Origin of the sequence: Bradyrhizobium sp. SPXBL-04 (assembly GCF_051853035.1) — a bacterium.
GTDB classification, from domain to species: domain Bacteria; phylum Pseudomonadota; class Alphaproteobacteria; order Rhizobiales; family Xanthobacteraceae; genus Bradyrhizobium; species Bradyrhizobium zhanjiangense.
This window is the reverse complement of record NZ_CP182472.1, coordinates 148,463-164,835: the sequence shown is the minus strand read 5'-3', so window position 1 is coordinate 164,835 and position 16,373 is coordinate 148,463. Positions and strand designations below refer to the sequence as shown.

The following is a 16,373-nucleotide window of genomic DNA, read 5'->3' as shown; positions in this document are numbered from 1 at the left end:
TGCGAGGGAGTAAGGGTCCTCGCGCCATATTCGCGACCGAAACGCCGCCTTGATGCTGCGTGAGTGCGTGAGCAGTTGGCCAGGACGGAAGGCGGCCGGGTTAAGTGGCTATTATCCTTTTGTTTTGGTTAACTATTCGTCGACAATATGCCTGAATCCCCGGCTTGTGTCGTGGAAGGAGTGACCGGCTGCCGACGGCCGGTCGGAAGAGAAGTTGCCATGGTGGGCCCGCGTCATCCCAGATCTTCCTCTTCGGAGGAGTCTTCCGCTCCCGGGCCCCGATCGTCGGCGGCGACCCGGCGGAGTGCGCTCGGCCTCCTGCTCGGCGCGCCCTTGCTGTCGGCCTGCGCCGGCGTGCAGCAGAGTCTCAGTCAGTTCTCCAGCTCGGCGCCCCCGGCTCAGCCGGCTGGCCCGCCGCAACAGGCCGCGACCGCGGGCACCGGCGGGGTGAAGGTCGCCGTGATCCTGCCGCTCTCGGCCGCCGGCAATGCGGGCCTCGCGGCGCAATCCATGCGCAACGCCGCCGAGATGGCGCTGGCCGAGTTCCAAAACCCGAACATCCAGCTCCTGATCAAGGACGACAATGGCAGCCCGCAAGGCGCGCAAGCAGGTGCGCAGCAGGCGGTCGATGAGGGCGCCGAGATCATCCTGGGACCGCTGTTCGCGCAGTCGGTGCCTGCGGTGGCGCAGGTCGCGCGCACGCGTGGCATTTCGGTGATCGCGTTCTCGACCGATTCCAGCATCGCCGGACGCGGCGTCTATCTGCTCAGCTTCCTGCCGGAGTCCGACGTCAACCGCATCGTCGAATATTCCGCCAGCATCGGAAAACGCTCCGTCGCCGTGCTCGTGCCCGACAATGCCTATGGCAATGTCGTCGAAGCCGCCGTGAAGGCGGCGGTGCCGCGGCGTGGCGGGCGCATCGTCGCCTTCGAGAAATACGGCGCCGATCGCGCCACCCCGGCGCGGACTGTGGCGCAGCAGCTCGGCAGCGCGGACGCGCTGTTCATTGCCGATGACGGCGATGCCGTCGTTTCGGTCGCGGATGCGATGACTGCGGCGGGTGCGAACTTGCGCAACATCCAACTACTCGGCACCGGCCTGTGGGACAATCCGCGCGTCTATGCCAGCGCTGCGTTGCAAGGCGGTCTCTATGCCGCGCCGGACCCGGCCGGTTTTCGCGCGTTCTCCGGCCGTTATCGCACCAAATACGGCGCCGACCCGATACGCACCGCGACGCTCGCCTATGATGCGGTCGCCCTCGTCGCCGCGCTCGCGCGCACGCAAGGCACGACCCGCTTCTCGCCTGATGTGCTCACCAACCCCTCGGGCTTTGCCGGCATCGACGGCCTGTTCCGCTTCCGCGCGGATGGCACCAACGAGCGCGGGCTTGCGGTCATGAAGGTGACGCAGGGTGGCGGCGTTGCGGTCGCGGGCTCGCCGAAGAGTTTTGGGGCTTGATGGCTCACCTCTCCCGCTTGCGGGAGAGGTCGGCGCGTAGCCGGGTGAGGGCTTCCTCCTCTTGGGGATTCTCCCGTTGCGGAAACACCCTCTCCCCAACCCTCTCCCGCAAGCGGGCGAGGGAGCGCACCAATGACTTGGCTGAGGCTTACGCCGCCAAATCCGCGACCACAGCATCCAGCACCGGAAAACCGCTGCTGGTCACGCGCAGCCGGCCCGTCGCGTCGACCGTGATCGCGCCTTCCTCGCGGAGCAGCGCAATGCGGCCGGGGTCGAGCGGGCGGCCGGAGAGGGCTCTGTAACGCTCGGGGTCGATGCCTTCGGCGAGACGCAATCCCATCAGCAAGAACTCGTCGGCGCGTTCCTCGCTGTTGAGGAGCTCATCGGTGACGACGCCGTCGCCGTTGGTCTCGACCCGCATCAGCCAGGCTTCGGGGCGCTTCTCGGTGGCGGTGGCATGGCGCACGCCGTCGATGTCGAGGCGGCCGTGGGCGCCGGGGCCGATGCCGGCATATTCCTCGCCGCGCCAATAGACCAGATTGTGCCGGCACTCGGCGCCGCGCCGCGCGTGGTTGGAGATCTCGTAGGCGGGCAGGCCGAGCTTGTCGCAGGTTTCCTGCGTGACGTCGTAAAGCGCACGCGCGACGGCTTCGTCCGGTGTCTTAAGCTTGCCCGCCTGGTGCAGGCCGAAGAACGGCGTGCCTTCCTCGATCGTCAATTGGTAGAGCGACAGATGCTCGGCCGCTTCATCGATCGCGAGACGCAGCTCCTCGGCCCACATCGCCGGCGTCTGGTCGGGACGGGCGTAGATCAGGTCGAACGAATAACGGTCGAACGAGCGGCGCGCGATGGCGACGGCATCGAGGGCCTCGCGCGCACTGTGCATGCGGCCGAGCGCCTTCAACGAGGCATCGTCGAGCGCCTGCACGCCGAGCGAGACGCGGTTGACGCCGGCGGCGCGATAGCCGGCGAAGCGTGTGGCCTCGACGCTGGTCGGGTTTGCCTCCAGCGTCACCTCGACATCGTCAGCAACATGCCAGTGCTTGCCGATCGCATCGAGCACTGCGCCGACGGTTGCGGGCTGCATCAATGACGGCGTGCCGCCGCCGAGGAAGATCGAGGTGACCTCCCGGCCGGGCGCGCGCTCGGCGGTCGCAGCGATCTCGCGGGCGAAGGCCGAAGCGAAGCGCGCTTCGTCGATTGGTGCGTGGCGGACATGGCTGTTGAAGTCGCAATATGGGCATTTCGACAGGCAGAATGGCCAGTGCACGTAGACGCCGAAGGCTTCCTTAGCGCGGCTCAAGGCAGATCTCCGCCAGTTTCACGAAGGCGCGGGCGCGGTGCGACAGGCCGAGGCCGAGCGGCGGCAGGCCATGCTTCTCGATACTGTCCATCTCGCCGAAGGTGCGGCTGTGGCCGTCGGGCAAAAACATCGGGTCGTAGCCGAAGCCGGCGGTACCGCGCGGCGGCCAGACCAGCGTGCCGTCGACGCGCGCCTCGACCTGTTCGAGATGATCGTCGGGCCAGGCGACGCAGAGCGCGGAGACGAAATGCGCGGTGCGCTTCGCCGGAATCGTCGCGCCGCGCTCCTGGAGCAGGCGCTCGATCTGCGCCATCGCCACTGCGAAGTCTTTGTTTGGCCCGGCCCAGCGCGCGGAGAAAATGCCGGGCGCGCCGTCGAGCGCGTCGACCACGATGCCGGAATCATCGGCGAAGGACGGGAGCTTGGACGCCCGCGCCGCCGCGATCGCCTTGATCGCGGCATTGCTGCGGAAATCATTGCCGGTCTCTTCGGGCTCGCTCAGGCCGAGATCTCCGGCCGACACCGCCTCGATGCCGTACGGCGCAAGCAGCTCCCGCATCTCGGCGAGCTTGCCGGGATTGTGGGTGGCGATGACGAGCTTGTCCGTGATTCGGCGGTGCATGGCCTATTGACTACGCCACAGCCAGTTTCTGCAAGTCTACCAGACGCGCGACGCCCTTGCGCGCCAGCGCCATCAACGCCAGGAACTCGGTTTCGGTGAAGGGCTCGCGTTCCGCGGTGCCCTGCACCTCGATGAGGCGGCCGTCGCCGGTCATGACGAAATTGGCGTCGGTCTCGGCTTCCGAATCCTCGGCGTAGTCGAGATCGAGCACCGGCGTGCCGTTGTAGATGCCGCAGGAGATCGCGGCGACGTTGTCGCGCAGCACGTTGGTCTTGATCATGTTGCGCGCCTTCATCCAGTTGATGCAATCGGCAAGCGCGACCCAGGCGCCGGTGATCGAGGCCGTGCGGGTGCCGCCGTCGGCCTGGAGCACGTCGCAATCGACCGTGATCTGGCGCTCACCGAGCGCTTCCAGATCGACGATGGTGCGAAGCGAGCGGCCGATCAGGCGCTGGATCTCGACGGTGCGGCCGCTCTGCTTGCCGGCGGAGGCCTCGCGGCGGGTGCGTTCGGAGGTTGCGCGCGGCAGCATGCCGTATTCGGCGGTGACCCAGCCGCGGCCCTGGCCCTTCAGCCACGGCGGCAGGCGGTCTTCCAGCGTGGCGGTGACCAGCACATGGGTGTCACCGAATTTCACCAGGCACGAGCCTTCCGCATATTTGACCACGCCGCGCTCCAGCGTCACGGGGCGCAATTCGTCGGGCGCACGGCGGCTTGGCCGCATGGGAAATCCTCCAAAACTCACGGGAAAGGCTGTTCGCGGTGCTTGTAGGAGGGGCGAGGGTAGGCGGCAAGGTTTTTTCACCCCCTGATGTCGAGCCTGTAAACGCCACGCTTGTCAGAAGCGCCCGGGATGGACAAATTATGAGTATCTGAGAGGAGTTACCGTCTGTGGCCCATCACGATCCGATCCATCTGATCGCGCCGCGCGCAGGCCTCGCCCAGCTCAACGAGCGTTCCCGCGACATCTTTCGTCAAATTGTCGAAAGCTATCTCGCGACCGGCGAGCCGATGGGCTCGCGCAATATCTCGCGCCTGATCGCGATGCCGCTGTCGCCGGCCTCCGTGCGCAACGTCATGGCCGATCTGGAACAGCTCGGCCTGATCTATGCGCCCCATACCTCCGCCGGCCGGCTGCCGACGGAACTCGGCCTGCGCTTCTTCGTCGATGCCTTGATGCAGGTCGGCGACCTCAACGAGGCCGAACGACAGTCCATCCAGAGCCAGCTCTCGTCCGTGGGCGAGGCGCAATCGGTCGAGGCGGCGCTGGACCAAGCCTTGATGCGGCTGTCGGGCCTGACCCGTGCCGCCGCGGTCGTGCTGACGCCGAAATCCAATGCGCGGCTCAAGCACATCGAATTCGTCCGCCTGGAACCGGAGAAGGCGCTGGTGATCCTGGTTGGCGAGGATGGCCAGGTCGAAAACCGCGTCCTGACGTTGCCGCCCGGAGTTCCCTCCTCGGCGCTGACCGAGGCCGGCAATTTCCTCAATGCGCGGATTCGCGGCCGCACGCTGGCCGAGGCGCGGCTCGAGCTCGAGACCGCGCTCGGGGAGGCCCGCGCCGAACTCGATCAGCTGACGCAAAAGGTGATCTCGGCCGGCATCGCGAGCTGGTCCGGCGGCGAGAACGAGGACCGCCAGCTCATCGTCCGCGGTCACGCCAATCTGCTGGAGGATCTGCACGCGCTGGAGGATCTGGAGCGGGTGCGCCTGTTGTTCGACGATCTCGAGACCAAGCGCGGCGTCATCGACTTGCTCGGCCGGGCCGAGACCGCCGAAGGCGTGCGAATTTTCATCGGGAGCGAGAATAAGCTGTTCTCGCTGTCGGGTTCCTCCACCATCATCTCGCCCTATCGGGATGCCGCCGGCCATATCGTCGGCGTTCTCGGCGTGATCGGCCCGACGCGGCTGAATTATGCCCGCGTGATCCCGACGGTGGACTACGCCGCCCGTATCGTCAGTCGCCTTTTGGGGGGCTGACCGGCGTTTCCTCCGATCACAGGCGCTTGATTTTCGTAAGCTTAGGCACGATATCCGGGCCAACAATCCCCTGAGACGAGTTCGAGAATAGAGCCGATGACCGATCAAGACCGGCAACCCGAAGACACGACCGCGCCGACCGGCGAGCCCGTGGTGTCGAAGCCCTACATCATGCCCGACGATCCCGAGCCCGGTTCGGTCGAGACGCTGCAGAAGGAAGCCGCCGAGGCGCGCGACCGCATGCTGCGGACGCTGGCCGAGATGGAGAACTTGCGCAAGCGCACCACCAAGGAAGTCGCCGACGCCCGCCTCTACGGCATCACCGGCTTTGCCCGCGACGTGCTCGACATCGCCGACAACCTCCAGCGCGCGCTCGATGCCGTTCCGGCCGAGGCGCGTGCCGCGGCCGATCCCGGCCTGATCTCGCTGATCGAGGGCGTCGAGCTCACCGAGCGCTCGCTGCTCAACGCGCTGGAAAAGCACGGTGTGAAGAAGTTCGATCCGCAGGGCCAGAAGTTCGACCCGAATTTCCAGCAGGCGATGTTCGAAGTGCCCGATGCGTCGGTGCCGTCGGGCACCGTGGTGCAAGTCGTGCAGGCCGGCTACACCATCGGCGAACGCGTGCTGCGTCCCGCCCTGGTCGGTGTCGCCAAGGGCGGCGCGAAGGCTGCGCCCGCGGCCAACAACAATGAGTCGAGCGGCGCGACGAATTGAGTCTCACGGCTTCGCCGTCATTCCGGGTTCGACGCTTCGCATCGCCCCGGAATGACGGTGCGAAACTCTTACGCGCTCACCGCGATATCGGCAGACTGAATCCGCTTCACGCCGGCCTTGGCCATATCGGCCCAGGCCTTTGCCAGCGAGCCCTGCGTGTCGATGCCGCGGCAGGCGTCCTCCACCACATAGACGTCGAAGCCCGCCTTGCGCGCATCGAGCGCGGTCCAGGCGACGCAGAAATCGGTCGCGAGGCCAGCGACGAAGACGCGCTTGATCTTGCGGCCCTTCAGGTAGCCGGCAAGGCCCGTCGAGGTCTTGCCGTCGGCTTCGAGGAAGGCCGAGTAGCTGTCGACGTCCCTGTGAAAACCCTTGCGGATGATGAGTTCGGCGTGCGGGATCGCAAGGTCCTTCGACAGCGCGGCACCGTCGGTGCCCTGCACGCAATGGTCCGGCCACAGCACCTGCTTGCCGTAGGGAAGATCGACGGTCTCGAACGGCTTCTTGCCGGAATGCACCGACGCGAACGAGATGTGGCCGGGCGTGTGCCAGTCCTGCGTCATCACCACGTTCGCAAACGCTTTCGCGATCTTGTTGATGACCGGCACCACCTGCTCGCCTTCCTTCACCGCAAGGCTGCCGCCGGGCAGGAAGCAGTTCTGCACGTCGATCACGAGCAGGGCGGAGGCCTCGTCCGGCTTGATTGACGCGGCCGCAAACAGCGCGGTTGGAGCGAGGCCCGCGAGCGCCGTAGTCGCAAGCGCCGCCAACATGTGTCGCCGATCCAGCATCGTTCGTCTCCCCTCCAGGATGATCCACGGGAAGAAAGCCTAGTTCCGTTCGCATACGAACAGAAGCCCGAAAATGCAGCCGATATTGGTGAGTGGTTGGGCTTGGTCGGCGGCTTCGCTTAACCTCTCCCGCTTGCGGGAGAGGTCGCTGCGCTCGCAGAGCGCGGCGGGTGAGGGCTCTGTCCACGTCGGGAGTGTCCCCTTGCGGAGACACCCTCTCCCCAACCCTCCCCCGCGAGCCGGTAGGGCTATCGCATATGGTGTGAATAATGCTTCGGCATCGGCAGTGGGCTCCCTCTCCCGCTTGCGGGGGAGGGCTGGGGTGGGGGTGCCTCCGCGTCGGGATTGTCGAGAATTGCGGAGGCGATCCCAGTGCGGTGAGAGCCCTCACCCGCCGCGCTCGGGACGATGCTTCGCATCGCCCGGGACGCGTCGGCCTCTCCCGCAAGCGGGAGAGGCGGAGCAAACTCGCGGGTGGTCCCCGCGAAATGCATATGCGATAGCCCTACGCGAGCCGGGGAGGGAGCGCATCCAGTTTGTGGATGCGACTACCCCTTCGGCTGGATGCCGTCGCGCACGGCGCGGAAGCGGGTGAAGGCGGCTTGCCACTGGTCGCGCGGGGCGCTGGCGATGATGCGCAGCGAGGCGCCGCCGGTCGAGAAGCGGATCCACTGCACCACGGTCACCGGCGTCTTGTCCTTGCCGCTGACGCCGTCGATCCGGGTCTCGAAGCCCTGCTGGCCGTTGATGCGGATCGGCTCGGACATGGTGACGCGCGACTCGCGCACGCCGGGAATCTGCAGCGCCGCCTCCTGCGCAAAGCGGGCGCGGTCGTCGGCTTGCTGCGGGGTGGCACCGATCAGGCCGAGGATCATGAACGGCTTCGACTCATAGCCTGCGCTCTCGTTGCCGTCGGCAAGGATGATGCTCGAGCCCGGCGCCAGCGTGCGGATGTCCTTGAAGTCGGCGAGATCGGTGATCTTGAACGGCATCAGCGCGATCTGCTCTTCGGCCGAGACCTGCTTGCGGGTCACAGTGCTCGCAAACATCTGCCGCACCGCTTCATCAGTGTAGATCTTGGTCGCATTCTCCGGGATCTGCACCGCGACATAGCCGGAGAAGCCGGCGCCCGGCACGATCATCGAATAGCGCCTCACCGGAGTGTCGCCGGCCTTGCCGCTTTCGGTGGTGAAATAGGCAAGGCCCGCGGGGGTCTCGATCTTGTCCTGCTTGACGCCGTTCGCGCCGGCCGGATTGGAATTGAAGGCGCTCACGACCTCGCCATAGGCCGCAGGCGGCAGCTCAGTGATCAGCACCTTGACGCTGCCGTCCTCGCTCTCGAAACCCGGAAAGGTTTTTGCCGTGTTGAGGCCGATCAGCGGCACCATTCCGAGGCGCAGGCCAGGCGGGTAAACGGCGTCGGCAGCAAGGGCCGGAAGCGCCGAGGCGACGAGGAGGACGAGCGCGGCGAGGGGGCGGATCAGCTTCATGGGCACTCTGATTGGTTCACATTGAGGCCGTTCGATGGTCGGCCATTGGGCCGCTTTGTCGCGCGGAGCAGCTGCGCTGCGGTTGCCGGCCGGACCGCCTTTTAGCGGGTTTGGCCTTGCCGCAACAGGGTGGGGCGGACTGCCATAGCGGGGGCTCGCCGAGGCCTGAACCTGTTAATATTTCCTCACCCGCAAGGGTGATTGAGCCCGGATATGATCTTCCAAAACCCGATGTTTTCGCGGCCGAAACTTGCGTTCGGTCCTTGCGGGCCCCTCCCCCCCTCCTATATGAGCCTCAATCATCGCAATATCGCGGATGTTTGATCTTAGGGGGTTTCGGTCGGGTGCCTTCTGGGCCCAGCCAACCTGCCGCAAAAAGAAGGATATCAGGACCATGGGAAAGGTCATTGGGATCGACCTCGGCACCACGAACTCGTGCGTCGCCGTAATGGATGGCAAGAACGCCAAAGTCATCGAGAATTCCGAGGGCATGCGCACGACGCCTTCGATCGTCGCCGTCACGGATGACGGCGAGCGCCTCGTCGGCCAGCCGGCCAAGCGCCAGGCCGTCACCAATCCCGAGCGCACCTTCTTCGCAGTGAAGCGCCTCATCGGCCGCCGCTACGACGACCCGATGGTCGAGAAGGACAAGAAGCTCGTTCCGTACAAGATCGTGAAGGCTTCCAACGGCGACGCCTGGGTCGAGGCCGACGGCCAGACCTACTCGCCCTCGCAGGTCTCGGCGTTCATCTTGCAGAAGATGAAGGAGACCGCGGAAGCTCATCTGGGCCAGAAGGTCGACCAGGCCGTCATCACCGTTCCCGCCTACTTCAACGACGCCCAGCGCCAGGCGACCAAGGACGCCGGCAAGATCGCGGGCCTCGAAGTGCTGCGCATCATCAACGAGCCGACCGCGGCCGCGCTCGCCTATGGCCTCGACAAGACCAAGGCCGGCACCATCGCGGTGTACGACCTCGGCGGCGGCACCTTCGATATCTCCATTCTCGAGATCGGTGACGGCGTGTTCGAGGTGAAGTCGACCAACGGCGACACCTTCCTCGGCGGCGAAGACTTCGACATGCGCCTGGTCGGCTATCTCGCCGACGAGTTCCAGAAGGAGCAGGGCATCAACCTGCGCAACGACAAGCTCGCCTTGCAGCGCCTGAAGGAAGCCGCTGAAAAGGCCAAGATCGAGCTGTCCTCGACGACGCAGACCGAGATCAACTTGCCCTTCATCACCGCGGATCAGACCGGTCCGAAGCATCTGACGATGAAGCTCACCCGCGCCAAGTTCGAGGCGCTGGTCGACGACCTCGTGCAGAAAACCATCGAGCCCTGCCGCAAGGCGCTGAAGGACGCCGGCGTCACCGCCGGTGAAATCGGCGAGGTGGTGCTGGTCGGCGGCATGACCCGCATGCCGAAGGTCCAGGAGGTTGTGAAGCAGCTGTTCGGCAAGGAGCCGCACAAGGGCGTCAATCCGGACGAAGTCGTGGCGATTGGTGCCGCGATCCAGGCCGGCGTGCTCCAGGGCGACGTCAAGGACGTGCTGCTGCTCGACGTGACCCCGCTGTCGCTGGGCATCGAGACGCTGGGCGGCGTGTTCACCCGCATCATCGACCGCAACACCACGATCCCGACCAAGAAGAGCCAGGTGTTCTCGACGGCTGAAGACAATCAGAATGCCGTCACCATCCGCGTCTTCCAGGGCGAGCGTGAAATGGCGGCCGACAACAAGATGCTCGGCCAGTTCGATCTGATGGGCATTCCGCCGGCTCCGCGCGGCATGCCGCAGATCGAGGTGACCTTCGACATCGACGCCAACGGCATCGTCAACGTCTCGGCCAAGGACAAGGCGACCGGCAAGGAGCAGCAGATCCGGATCCAGGCCTCGGGCGGCCTGTCGGAAGCCGACATCGAGAAGATGGTCAAGGACGCCGAGGCCAATGCGGCGGCCGACAAGAAGCGCCGCGAGGCGGTCGATGCCAAGAACCATGCGGACGCGCTGGTGCATTCCACCGAGAAGGCCCTCGCCGAGCACGGTTCGAAGGTCTCCGAGACCGAGCGCCGCGCCATCGAGGATGCCGTCAGCGACCTCAAGGAGGCGCTGAAGGGCGACGATGCCGAGGCGATCAAGGCCAAGACCAACACCCTGGCCCAGGCCTCGATGAAGCTCGGCGAAGCCATGTACAAGCAGCAGGCCGAGGCCGACGCCAAGAAGGACGCGGCCAAGGACGACGTCGTCGACGCGGAATTCACCGAGGTCGACGACGAGAAGAACAACAAGAAGTCCGCTTAAACCCCAAGAGGGTGACGATGCGGACGGCTTGGACCCCAGACGCGCTAAAGGCCTCCTCCCTCGCGGGGGAGGCCAACGTGTCGGGACGGGCGGGCAAGACGCCTGTTACGATCAATCAATTCCCAGCCGTTATGCTCAATGTTGCTACGCTGCCCTCTGCCGCGACGCGCAAGGCCGCCTATATCAAGGCTGCCTATGTCGTCGCGCAGCGGCATCGTTTCGCCCCGACTTGATTCGCGATTGGATAGACCGAGTCCGACATGTCCACGTCCACCAAGCGCTGCTACTACGAGACCCTCGAAGTCGAACGCGACGCCGACGAATCCAAGCTGAAATCGTCGTTCCGCAAGCTGGCAATGAAATTCCATCCCGACCGCAATCCCGGGGACCATACCAGCGAAGTCAAATTCAAGGAGATCAACGAGGCCTATGAGGTCCTGAAGGACAAGGACAAGCGCGCCGCCTATGACCGCTATGGCCACGCCGCGTTCGAGCAGGGCGGCGGCTTTGGCGGCGGCGCCGGTTTCGGCGCCGGCTTCGCCTCCTCCTTCTCCGACATTTTCGAAGACCTGTTCGGCATGGCCGGACAGCGCGGCCGCGGCGGCCGCGAGCGCGGCGCCGATTTGCGCTACAACATGGAGATCACGCTCGAGGAAGCCTTTGGCGGCAAGACTGCGCAGATCGAGATCCCGGTCTCGGTCACCTGCGAGGCCTGCTCGGGCATCGGCGCCAAGGCCGGTACCAAGCCGAAGACTTGCTCGACCTGCGGTGGCGCCGGCCGTGTGCGGCAGTCGCAGGGCTTCTTCACGCTCGAGCGCACCTGCCCCGGCTGCCAGGGACGCGGTCAGATGATCGAGGACGCCTGCCCCTCCTGCGCGGGCCAGGGCCGCGTCACGCGCGAGCGCACGTTGTCGGTCAACATTCCGCAAGGCGTCGAGGATGGCACCCGGATCAGGCTCGCCGGCGAGGGCGAGGCCGGGGTCCGCGGCGGCCCGCCCGGCGACCTCTACATCTTCTTGTCGCTGGCCCAGCACCAGTTCTTCCAGCGCGACGGCGCCGATCTGCATTGCCGCGTGCCGATCTCGATGGTGACGGCCGCCCTTGGCGGCGAATTCGAGGTGCCGACGATCGAGAAGAGCAAGGCCAAGGTGAAGGTGCCCGCCGGAACCCAGTCGGGCCGCCGTTTCCGCATTGCATCAAAGGGCATGCCGGTGCTGCGCTCGCGTCAGATGGGCGACATGTACGTCCAGGTCGTGGTCGAGACCCCGCAGAACCTCACCAAGAAGCAGCAGGAATTGCTGGCCGAGTTCGAAAAGCTCTCCTCCGGCAACACCCAGCCGGAATCCGAGGGATTCTTCGCCAAGGTCAAGGATTTCTTCGGCAACCGGGCGAGTTGACGCGTCTTGACCGTGTCGTCTTCGGCCTATACGTCTTTATGACCATTTTCTGACACGCCGCGTCCCGCGGTCCCGTCCGGTCCTGACATGCCATTGCCATCGTCCGCGCGTGCGTTGAAGAAGCCTCGTCTTGATGACGAGGTGCGCTTTCTCAGATCTTGGATCGAAAAGCCGCTGCACATGGGCGCGGTGATGCCGTCGGGCAAGCTGCTGGCTCGGACCATGGCCCATTACGTCGATATCGATTCCGACGCGCCGGTGGTTGAGCTCGGGCCCGGCACCGGCGCCATCACCTCGGCGCTGATCGAGCGCGGCATCGACCAGAAGCGCCTCGTCCTTGTCGAATACAATCCCGGCTTCTGCGCCCTGCTGCGCGACCGCTACCCGCAAGCCAAGGTGGTGCAGGGTGATGCCTATCGCCTGCGCGACACGCTCTGGAACGTCTTGAGCGCGCCGGCCTCCGCGGTCGTCTCCGGCCTGCCGCTCGTCACAAAACCGATGCTGACGCGGCTGCGCCTCATCCGCGATGCCTTCACGGCGATGGCGCCCGGTGCGCCGTTCATCCAGTTCACCTATGCGGTGGTGCCGCCGATCCCGAAATCGCTGCCCGGCGTGTCCACAGAGGCCTCGGAACGGATCTGGATGAACCTTCCTCCGGCCCGCGTCTGGGTGTATCGCAAGGACTAACCTGTCGCCACAAACGCGGTGCGCTCCCTCTCCCGCTTGCGGGGAAGGGCTGGGGTGGGGGTGTCTCCACGGTGGGATTCCCCCAGTCGAGAAAGCCCCCCGCCGCGCTTCGCGCGTCGACCTCCCCCGCAAGCGGGAGAGGTGAACGGAGTTCGCCGCCCGGATGTCAGCTCCCAAGATCCTGGTCATTCCCGGCTCACTGCGCACCGGCTCGCATAATGCGAAGCTGGCGGCGCTCGCAGCCTATGAATTCGACCAGGCCGGCGTCGACGTCACCCGCATCTCGCTCGCTGATTTTCCGCTGCCGATCTATGACGGCGATCTCCAGGCCAAATCCGGCGTGCCCAAGCACGCCATCAATCTCAAGCGCATGATCGGCGCGCATCACGGCGTGCTGATCGTCACGCCCGAATACAATGCTTCGGTGCCGCCGCTGCTGAAGAACGCGATCGACTGGGTCAGCCGCGTGCACGATCTGCACGAGGCGCGCGGCGACGTGTTCCGCAACCGCGTCTTCGCGCTCGCCGGCGCGTCGCAGAGCCGGCTGGGCGCGGCCCGTGCGCTGCAGGCGTTGCGGCTGATCCTGACCTCCTGCCACGCCCATGTGATTGCCAGCCAGCTCACGCTTGCCTTTGCCGATCAGGCCTATGACGATATGGACAGGCTGAAGAACGAGGGCGATATCGCCGCGTTGAAGGCGCTGGTGCGGCAGTTGATCGACATTTCCCAACGCATGATGTGAGGTGACATGACGCCAGCCGAGATCGCCCCGAAAGACCGCCTGATCGTTCCGCTCGACCTGTCGAGCCCGGAGGCTGCCGAGGCGATGGTCGCAAAGCTTGGCGACAGCGTCACCTTCTACAAGATCGGCTACCAACTCGCCTATGCCGGTGGCCTGCCGCTGATCGGCAAGCTTGCCGACACGGGCAAGAAGGTGTTTGCCGATCTCAAGATGCACGACATCGGCAACACCGTGATGCGCGGTGTCGAGGGTGTCGCCAAGCTGGGGGCGACTTTCCTCACCGTCCACGCTTATCCGCAGACCATGAAGGCGGCCGTCGAGGGACGTGGCGGCTCGGGCTTGAAGATTCTCGCGGTCACCGTGCTGACCTCCTACGACGACGACGATCTGCACGCGGCCGGATATCGGCTCGGCGTCTCAGAGCTGGTCGAGGCCCGCGCCCAACAGGCACAGGTGCTCGGTGTCGATGGCCTCGTGTCCTCGCCCGAGGAAGTGGGCGCCCTGCGAAAGATCGTCGGTCACCAGATGAGCCTCGTCACGCCAGGCATCCGCCCCGCGGGCGCGCCGAGTGGCGACCAGAAGCGGATCATGACGCCGGGTCGTGCGATCGCCGCAGGTGCCGATTATCTCGTCGTCGGACGTCCGATCCTCGAAGCCGCCGACCCCAGGGCGGCGGCCGACGCCATCCAGGCGGAGATCGCGCAAGCGCTCGGCTGAGCAACAACCAGGGAGAGAAGAACAATGGCAAAAGGCTACTGGATCGGGCGCGTCGATGTGAGCAATGACGAGGGCTACAAGCCCTATGCCGTGGCCAACGGTCCGATCTTCAAGAAATGGGGTGGTCGCTTCGTCGTTCGCGCCGGCAAGTTCACCACCGTCGAAGGCGCCAGCCGCAACCGCAACGTCGTGATCGAATTCCCGGACTACGAGACCGCGCTCGCCTGCTACAACTCGCCGGAATACCAGGCCAATATCAAGGTGCGCCAGCCGCACTCCATCGCCGAGCTCATCATCATCGAGGGCTATGACGGCCCGCAGCCGTCGGACGGCTGAGGCACGATCTTTCTTACCCTCCCCTGGAGGGGGAGGGTCGATCGCACGCAGCGCGAGCGGGGTGGGGTGATCTCTCCGCTCGGGCACGGTTGGTTGCTGAGAGACCGTCACCCCACCCCGTCACGCAATCTCGCTCTGCTCGATCGCGTGCCGACCCTGCCCCTCCAGGGGAGGGTGGGAGCGGGCCTCTGATCCCCCTCGGTTGCCGGAACTGCCTCCCCCCGCTACAACCGGCCCCAGAGAGGATCACACCATGTCCGACATGCGCTTGATTGTTGCTGGGGCCGGCGGCCGGATGGGCCGCGCGCTAACGCGGGCGATTGCCGAGAGCAAAGGCGCGGTGCTGGCCGGCGCGTTGGAGGCGCCGGGCTCGGACTTGCTCGGCAGGGATGCCGGCGTGCTCGCAGGCCTGCCGGCCAACGGCATCACGCTCTCCGCCGACCTCTGGGCGATGTCCAAGGATGCCGATGGCATCCTCGATTTCACCGTGCCGGCGGCGACCATCGCCAATGTCGCGATCGCCGCCCAGCGCGGCCTTGTCCATGTCATCGGCACCACCGGGCTGTCGGCCTCCGATAACGCCGTGATCAAGAGCGTGACCAACCGCGCCGTCGTGGTGCAATCCGGCAATATGAGTCTGGGCGTCAACCTGCTTGCCGCCGTGGTCAAGCGCGTCGCCAAGGCGCTGGACCAGAGTTTTGATATCGAGATCGTCGAGACCCATCATCGCATGAAGGTCGACGCGCCCTCGGGCACCGCGCTGATGCTGGGCCAGGCAGCAGCTAGCGGGCGCGGCATTCAGCTCGACGAACACGCCGCGCGCGGCCGCGACGGCATCACCGGCGCGCGCCGGCCCGGCGACATCGGCTTTGCCTCCTTGCGCGGCGGCACCGTGGCCGGCGATCACAGTGTCAGCTTCCTCGGCCAGTTCGAACGCCTGACCCTGTCGCATCACGCCGAGGACCGCATGCTGTTCGCCCATGGCGCGCTCAAGGCGGCGCTGTGGGCGCACGGCAAAGCGCCGGGGCATTACTCCATGGCCGACGTGCTCGGCCTGTCCGACATCTGAACCAGAGCATGATCCGGAAAAGTGCGAAGCGGTTTTCCGACAAGGTCATGCTCAGAACAATAAACTAGATGGAAAGCAGTTGATGAGCGAACGTCTTCTCGTGCTCGTGCGGCACGGCCAGAGCGAATGGAATCTGAAGAACCTGTTCACGGGGTGGAAGGATCCTGACCTCACCGAGCTCGGCGTCAGCGAAGCCAAGGAAGCCGGCCGCAAGCTGAAGGCGCAGGGCCTCGTGTTCGACGTCGCCTACACCTCGGTCTTGACGCGCGCGCAACACACGCTCGACCTCATCCTCGGGGAGCTCGGGCAGGAAGGCCTGCCGACCGCGAAGGACCTCGCGCTGAACGAGCGCGACTATGGCGATCTCTCCGGCCTCAACAAGGACGACGCCCGCAAGAAATGGGGCGAGGACCAGGTGCTGATCTGGCGCCGCTCCTACGACGTGCCGCCGCCCGGTGGCGAAAGCCTGAAGGATACGCTCGCGCGGGCGCTGCCCTACTACGTGCAGGAGATCCTGCCCGCCGTCCTCAACGGCAAGCGCACGCTGGTCGCCGCCCACGGCAACTCCTTGCGCGCGCTGATCATGGTGCTGGAGAAGCTCTCGCCCGAAGGCATCTTGAAGCGCGAGCTGGCGACCGGTGTGCCGATCATCTATCGCCTCAATGCGGATTCGACGGTGGCCTCGAAGTTGGATCTGGCGGGGTAATGACGATCCCGTAGGGTGGGCAAAGGCGCACAGCGCCGTGCCCACCATTCTTCCGCAATCGCTGA

Annotated in this window: 17 protein-coding genes; 12 read left to right on the top strand and 5 right to left on the bottom strand. The window is 65.7% G+C overall.

The window, feature by feature from the left end; all coding sequences use genetic code 11:
- The first annotated feature begins 219 nt into the window (after positions 1 to 219).
- Positions 220 to 1,458, top strand: coding sequence for a penicillin-binding protein activator (locus tag ACNJX8_RS00770; protein WP_439359264.1), 1,239 nt, complete (start codon positions 220 to 222; stop codon positions 1,456 to 1,458).
- Positions 1,459 to 1,606: 148 nt separating this feature from the next.
- On the opposite strand, the gene hemW is transcribed toward ACNJX8_RS00770, so the two are convergent.
- Genes hemW through rph form a run of 3 tightly spaced genes read right to left on the bottom strand, consistent with a single transcriptional unit; the run spans position 1,607 to position 4,107 of the window.
- Positions 1,607 to 2,761, bottom strand: a complete 1,155-nt coding sequence (gene hemW, locus ACNJX8_RS00765; protein ID WP_091882516.1) for a radical SAM family heme chaperone HemW — start codon at positions 2,759 to 2,761, stop codon at positions 1,607 to 1,609.
- The gene (gene rdgB, locus ACNJX8_RS00760) at positions 2,748 to 3,383 is read right to left on the bottom strand and encodes an RdgB/HAM1 family non-canonical purine NTP pyrophosphatase (RefSeq protein WP_128930482.1); all 636 of its coding nucleotides are present in this window, start codon (positions 3,381 to 3,383) and stop codon (positions 2,748 to 2,750) included. Before rdgB ends, hemW begins: the two co-directional genes overlap by 14 nt.
- Positions 3,384 to 3,393: 10 nt before the next feature.
- On the bottom strand, positions 3,394 to 4,107 hold the full coding sequence (gene rph / locus ACNJX8_RS00755) for a ribonuclease PH (protein WP_091882509.1): 714 nt from the start codon (positions 4,105 to 4,107) through the stop codon (positions 3,394 to 3,396).
- 167 nt (positions 4,108 to 4,274) lie between these two features.
- Here rph and hrcA point away from each other — a divergent pair, with 167 nt between their 5' ends.
- Both hrcA and grpE read left to right on the top strand, forming a co-directional pair.
- The gene (gene hrcA / locus ACNJX8_RS00750) at positions 4,275 to 5,363 is read left to right on the top strand and encodes a heat-inducible transcriptional repressor HrcA (protein WP_128940757.1); all 1,089 of its coding nucleotides are present in this window, start codon (positions 4,275 to 4,277) and stop codon (positions 5,361 to 5,363) included.
- A gap of 96 nt (positions 5,364 to 5,459) precedes the next feature.
- On the top strand, positions 5,460 to 6,077 hold the full coding sequence (gene grpE / locus ACNJX8_RS00745; protein ID WP_439359263.1) for a nucleotide exchange factor GrpE: 618 nt from the start codon (positions 5,460 to 5,462) through the stop codon (positions 6,075 to 6,077).
- Between the two features lie 68 nt (positions 6,078 to 6,145).
- Here the strand turns inward: grpE and pncA are convergent, their stop codons facing one another.
- Both pncA and ACNJX8_RS00735 read right to left on the bottom strand, forming a co-directional pair.
- Complete coding sequence (pncA, locus tag ACNJX8_RS00740; protein ID WP_128930479.1) at positions 6,146 to 6,868, bottom strand: bifunctional nicotinamidase/pyrazinamidase; 723 nt, start codon at positions 6,866 to 6,868, stop codon at positions 6,146 to 6,148.
- Positions 6,869 to 7,416: 548 nt separating this feature from the next.
- Positions 7,417 to 8,358: a hypothetical protein gene (locus tag ACNJX8_RS00735; RefSeq protein ID WP_439359262.1), complete on the bottom strand. Its 942-nt coding sequence runs from the start codon at positions 8,356 to 8,358 to the stop codon at positions 7,417 to 7,419.
- 394 nt (positions 8,359 to 8,752) lie between these two features.
- Here ACNJX8_RS00735 and dnaK point away from each other — a divergent pair, with 394 nt between their 5' ends.
- The 9 genes from dnaK (at position 8,753) to ACNJX8_RS00690 (ending at position 16,308) form a co-directional block, all read left to right on the top strand.
- Entirely contained in the window at positions 8,753 to 10,654 is a 1,902-nt protein-coding gene (gene dnaK, locus ACNJX8_RS00730) for a molecular chaperone DnaK (RefSeq protein WP_122400223.1), read from the top strand.
- 77 nt (positions 10,655 to 10,731) lie between these two features.
- Complete coding sequence (locus ACNJX8_RS00725) at positions 10,732 to 10,887, top strand: hypothetical protein (protein ID WP_245473353.1); 156 nt, start codon at positions 10,732 to 10,734, stop codon at positions 10,885 to 10,887.
- A gap of 27 nt (positions 10,888 to 10,914) precedes the next feature.
- Positions 10,915 to 12,051, top strand: a complete 1,137-nt coding sequence (gene dnaJ, locus ACNJX8_RS00720) for a molecular chaperone DnaJ (protein ID WP_128944536.1) — start codon at positions 10,915 to 10,917, stop codon at positions 12,049 to 12,051.
- A gap of 87 nt (positions 12,052 to 12,138) precedes the next feature.
- Positions 12,139 to 12,738 carry a class I SAM-dependent methyltransferase gene (locus ACNJX8_RS00715; RefSeq protein ID WP_439359261.1) on the top strand — a complete coding sequence of 200 codons (600 nt, stop codon included), beginning with the start codon at positions 12,139 to 12,141 and terminating at the stop codon, positions 12,736 to 12,738.
- A gap of 163 nt (positions 12,739 to 12,901) precedes the next feature.
- Positions 12,902 to 13,480 carry an NADPH-dependent FMN reductase gene (locus ACNJX8_RS00710; RefSeq protein WP_128930475.1) on the top strand — a complete coding sequence of 193 codons (579 nt, stop codon included), beginning with the start codon at positions 12,902 to 12,904 and terminating at the stop codon, positions 13,478 to 13,480.
- 6 nt (positions 13,481 to 13,486) lie between these two features.
- Positions 13,487 to 14,197: an orotidine-5'-phosphate decarboxylase gene (gene pyrF / locus ACNJX8_RS00705; protein WP_439359260.1), complete on the top strand. Its 711-nt coding sequence runs from the start codon at positions 13,487 to 13,489 to the stop codon at positions 14,195 to 14,197.
- Between the two features lie 24 nt (positions 14,198 to 14,221).
- Positions 14,222 to 14,533 carry a DUF1330 domain-containing protein gene (locus tag ACNJX8_RS00700; protein ID WP_091882479.1) on the top strand — a complete coding sequence of 104 codons (312 nt, stop codon included), beginning with the start codon at positions 14,222 to 14,224 and terminating at the stop codon, positions 14,531 to 14,533.
- 253 nt (positions 14,534 to 14,786) lie between these two features.
- On the top strand, positions 14,787 to 15,602 hold the full coding sequence (gene dapB, locus ACNJX8_RS00695; protein WP_439359259.1) for a 4-hydroxy-tetrahydrodipicolinate reductase: 816 nt from the start codon (positions 14,787 to 14,789) through the stop codon (positions 15,600 to 15,602).
- An 82-nt stretch (positions 15,603 to 15,684) separates the two neighbouring features.
- Positions 15,685 to 16,308: a 2,3-bisphosphoglycerate-dependent phosphoglycerate mutase gene (locus ACNJX8_RS00690; protein WP_128940750.1), complete on the top strand. Its 624-nt coding sequence runs from the start codon at positions 15,685 to 15,687 to the stop codon at positions 16,306 to 16,308.
- Positions 16,309 to 16,373 lie beyond the last annotated feature (65 nt).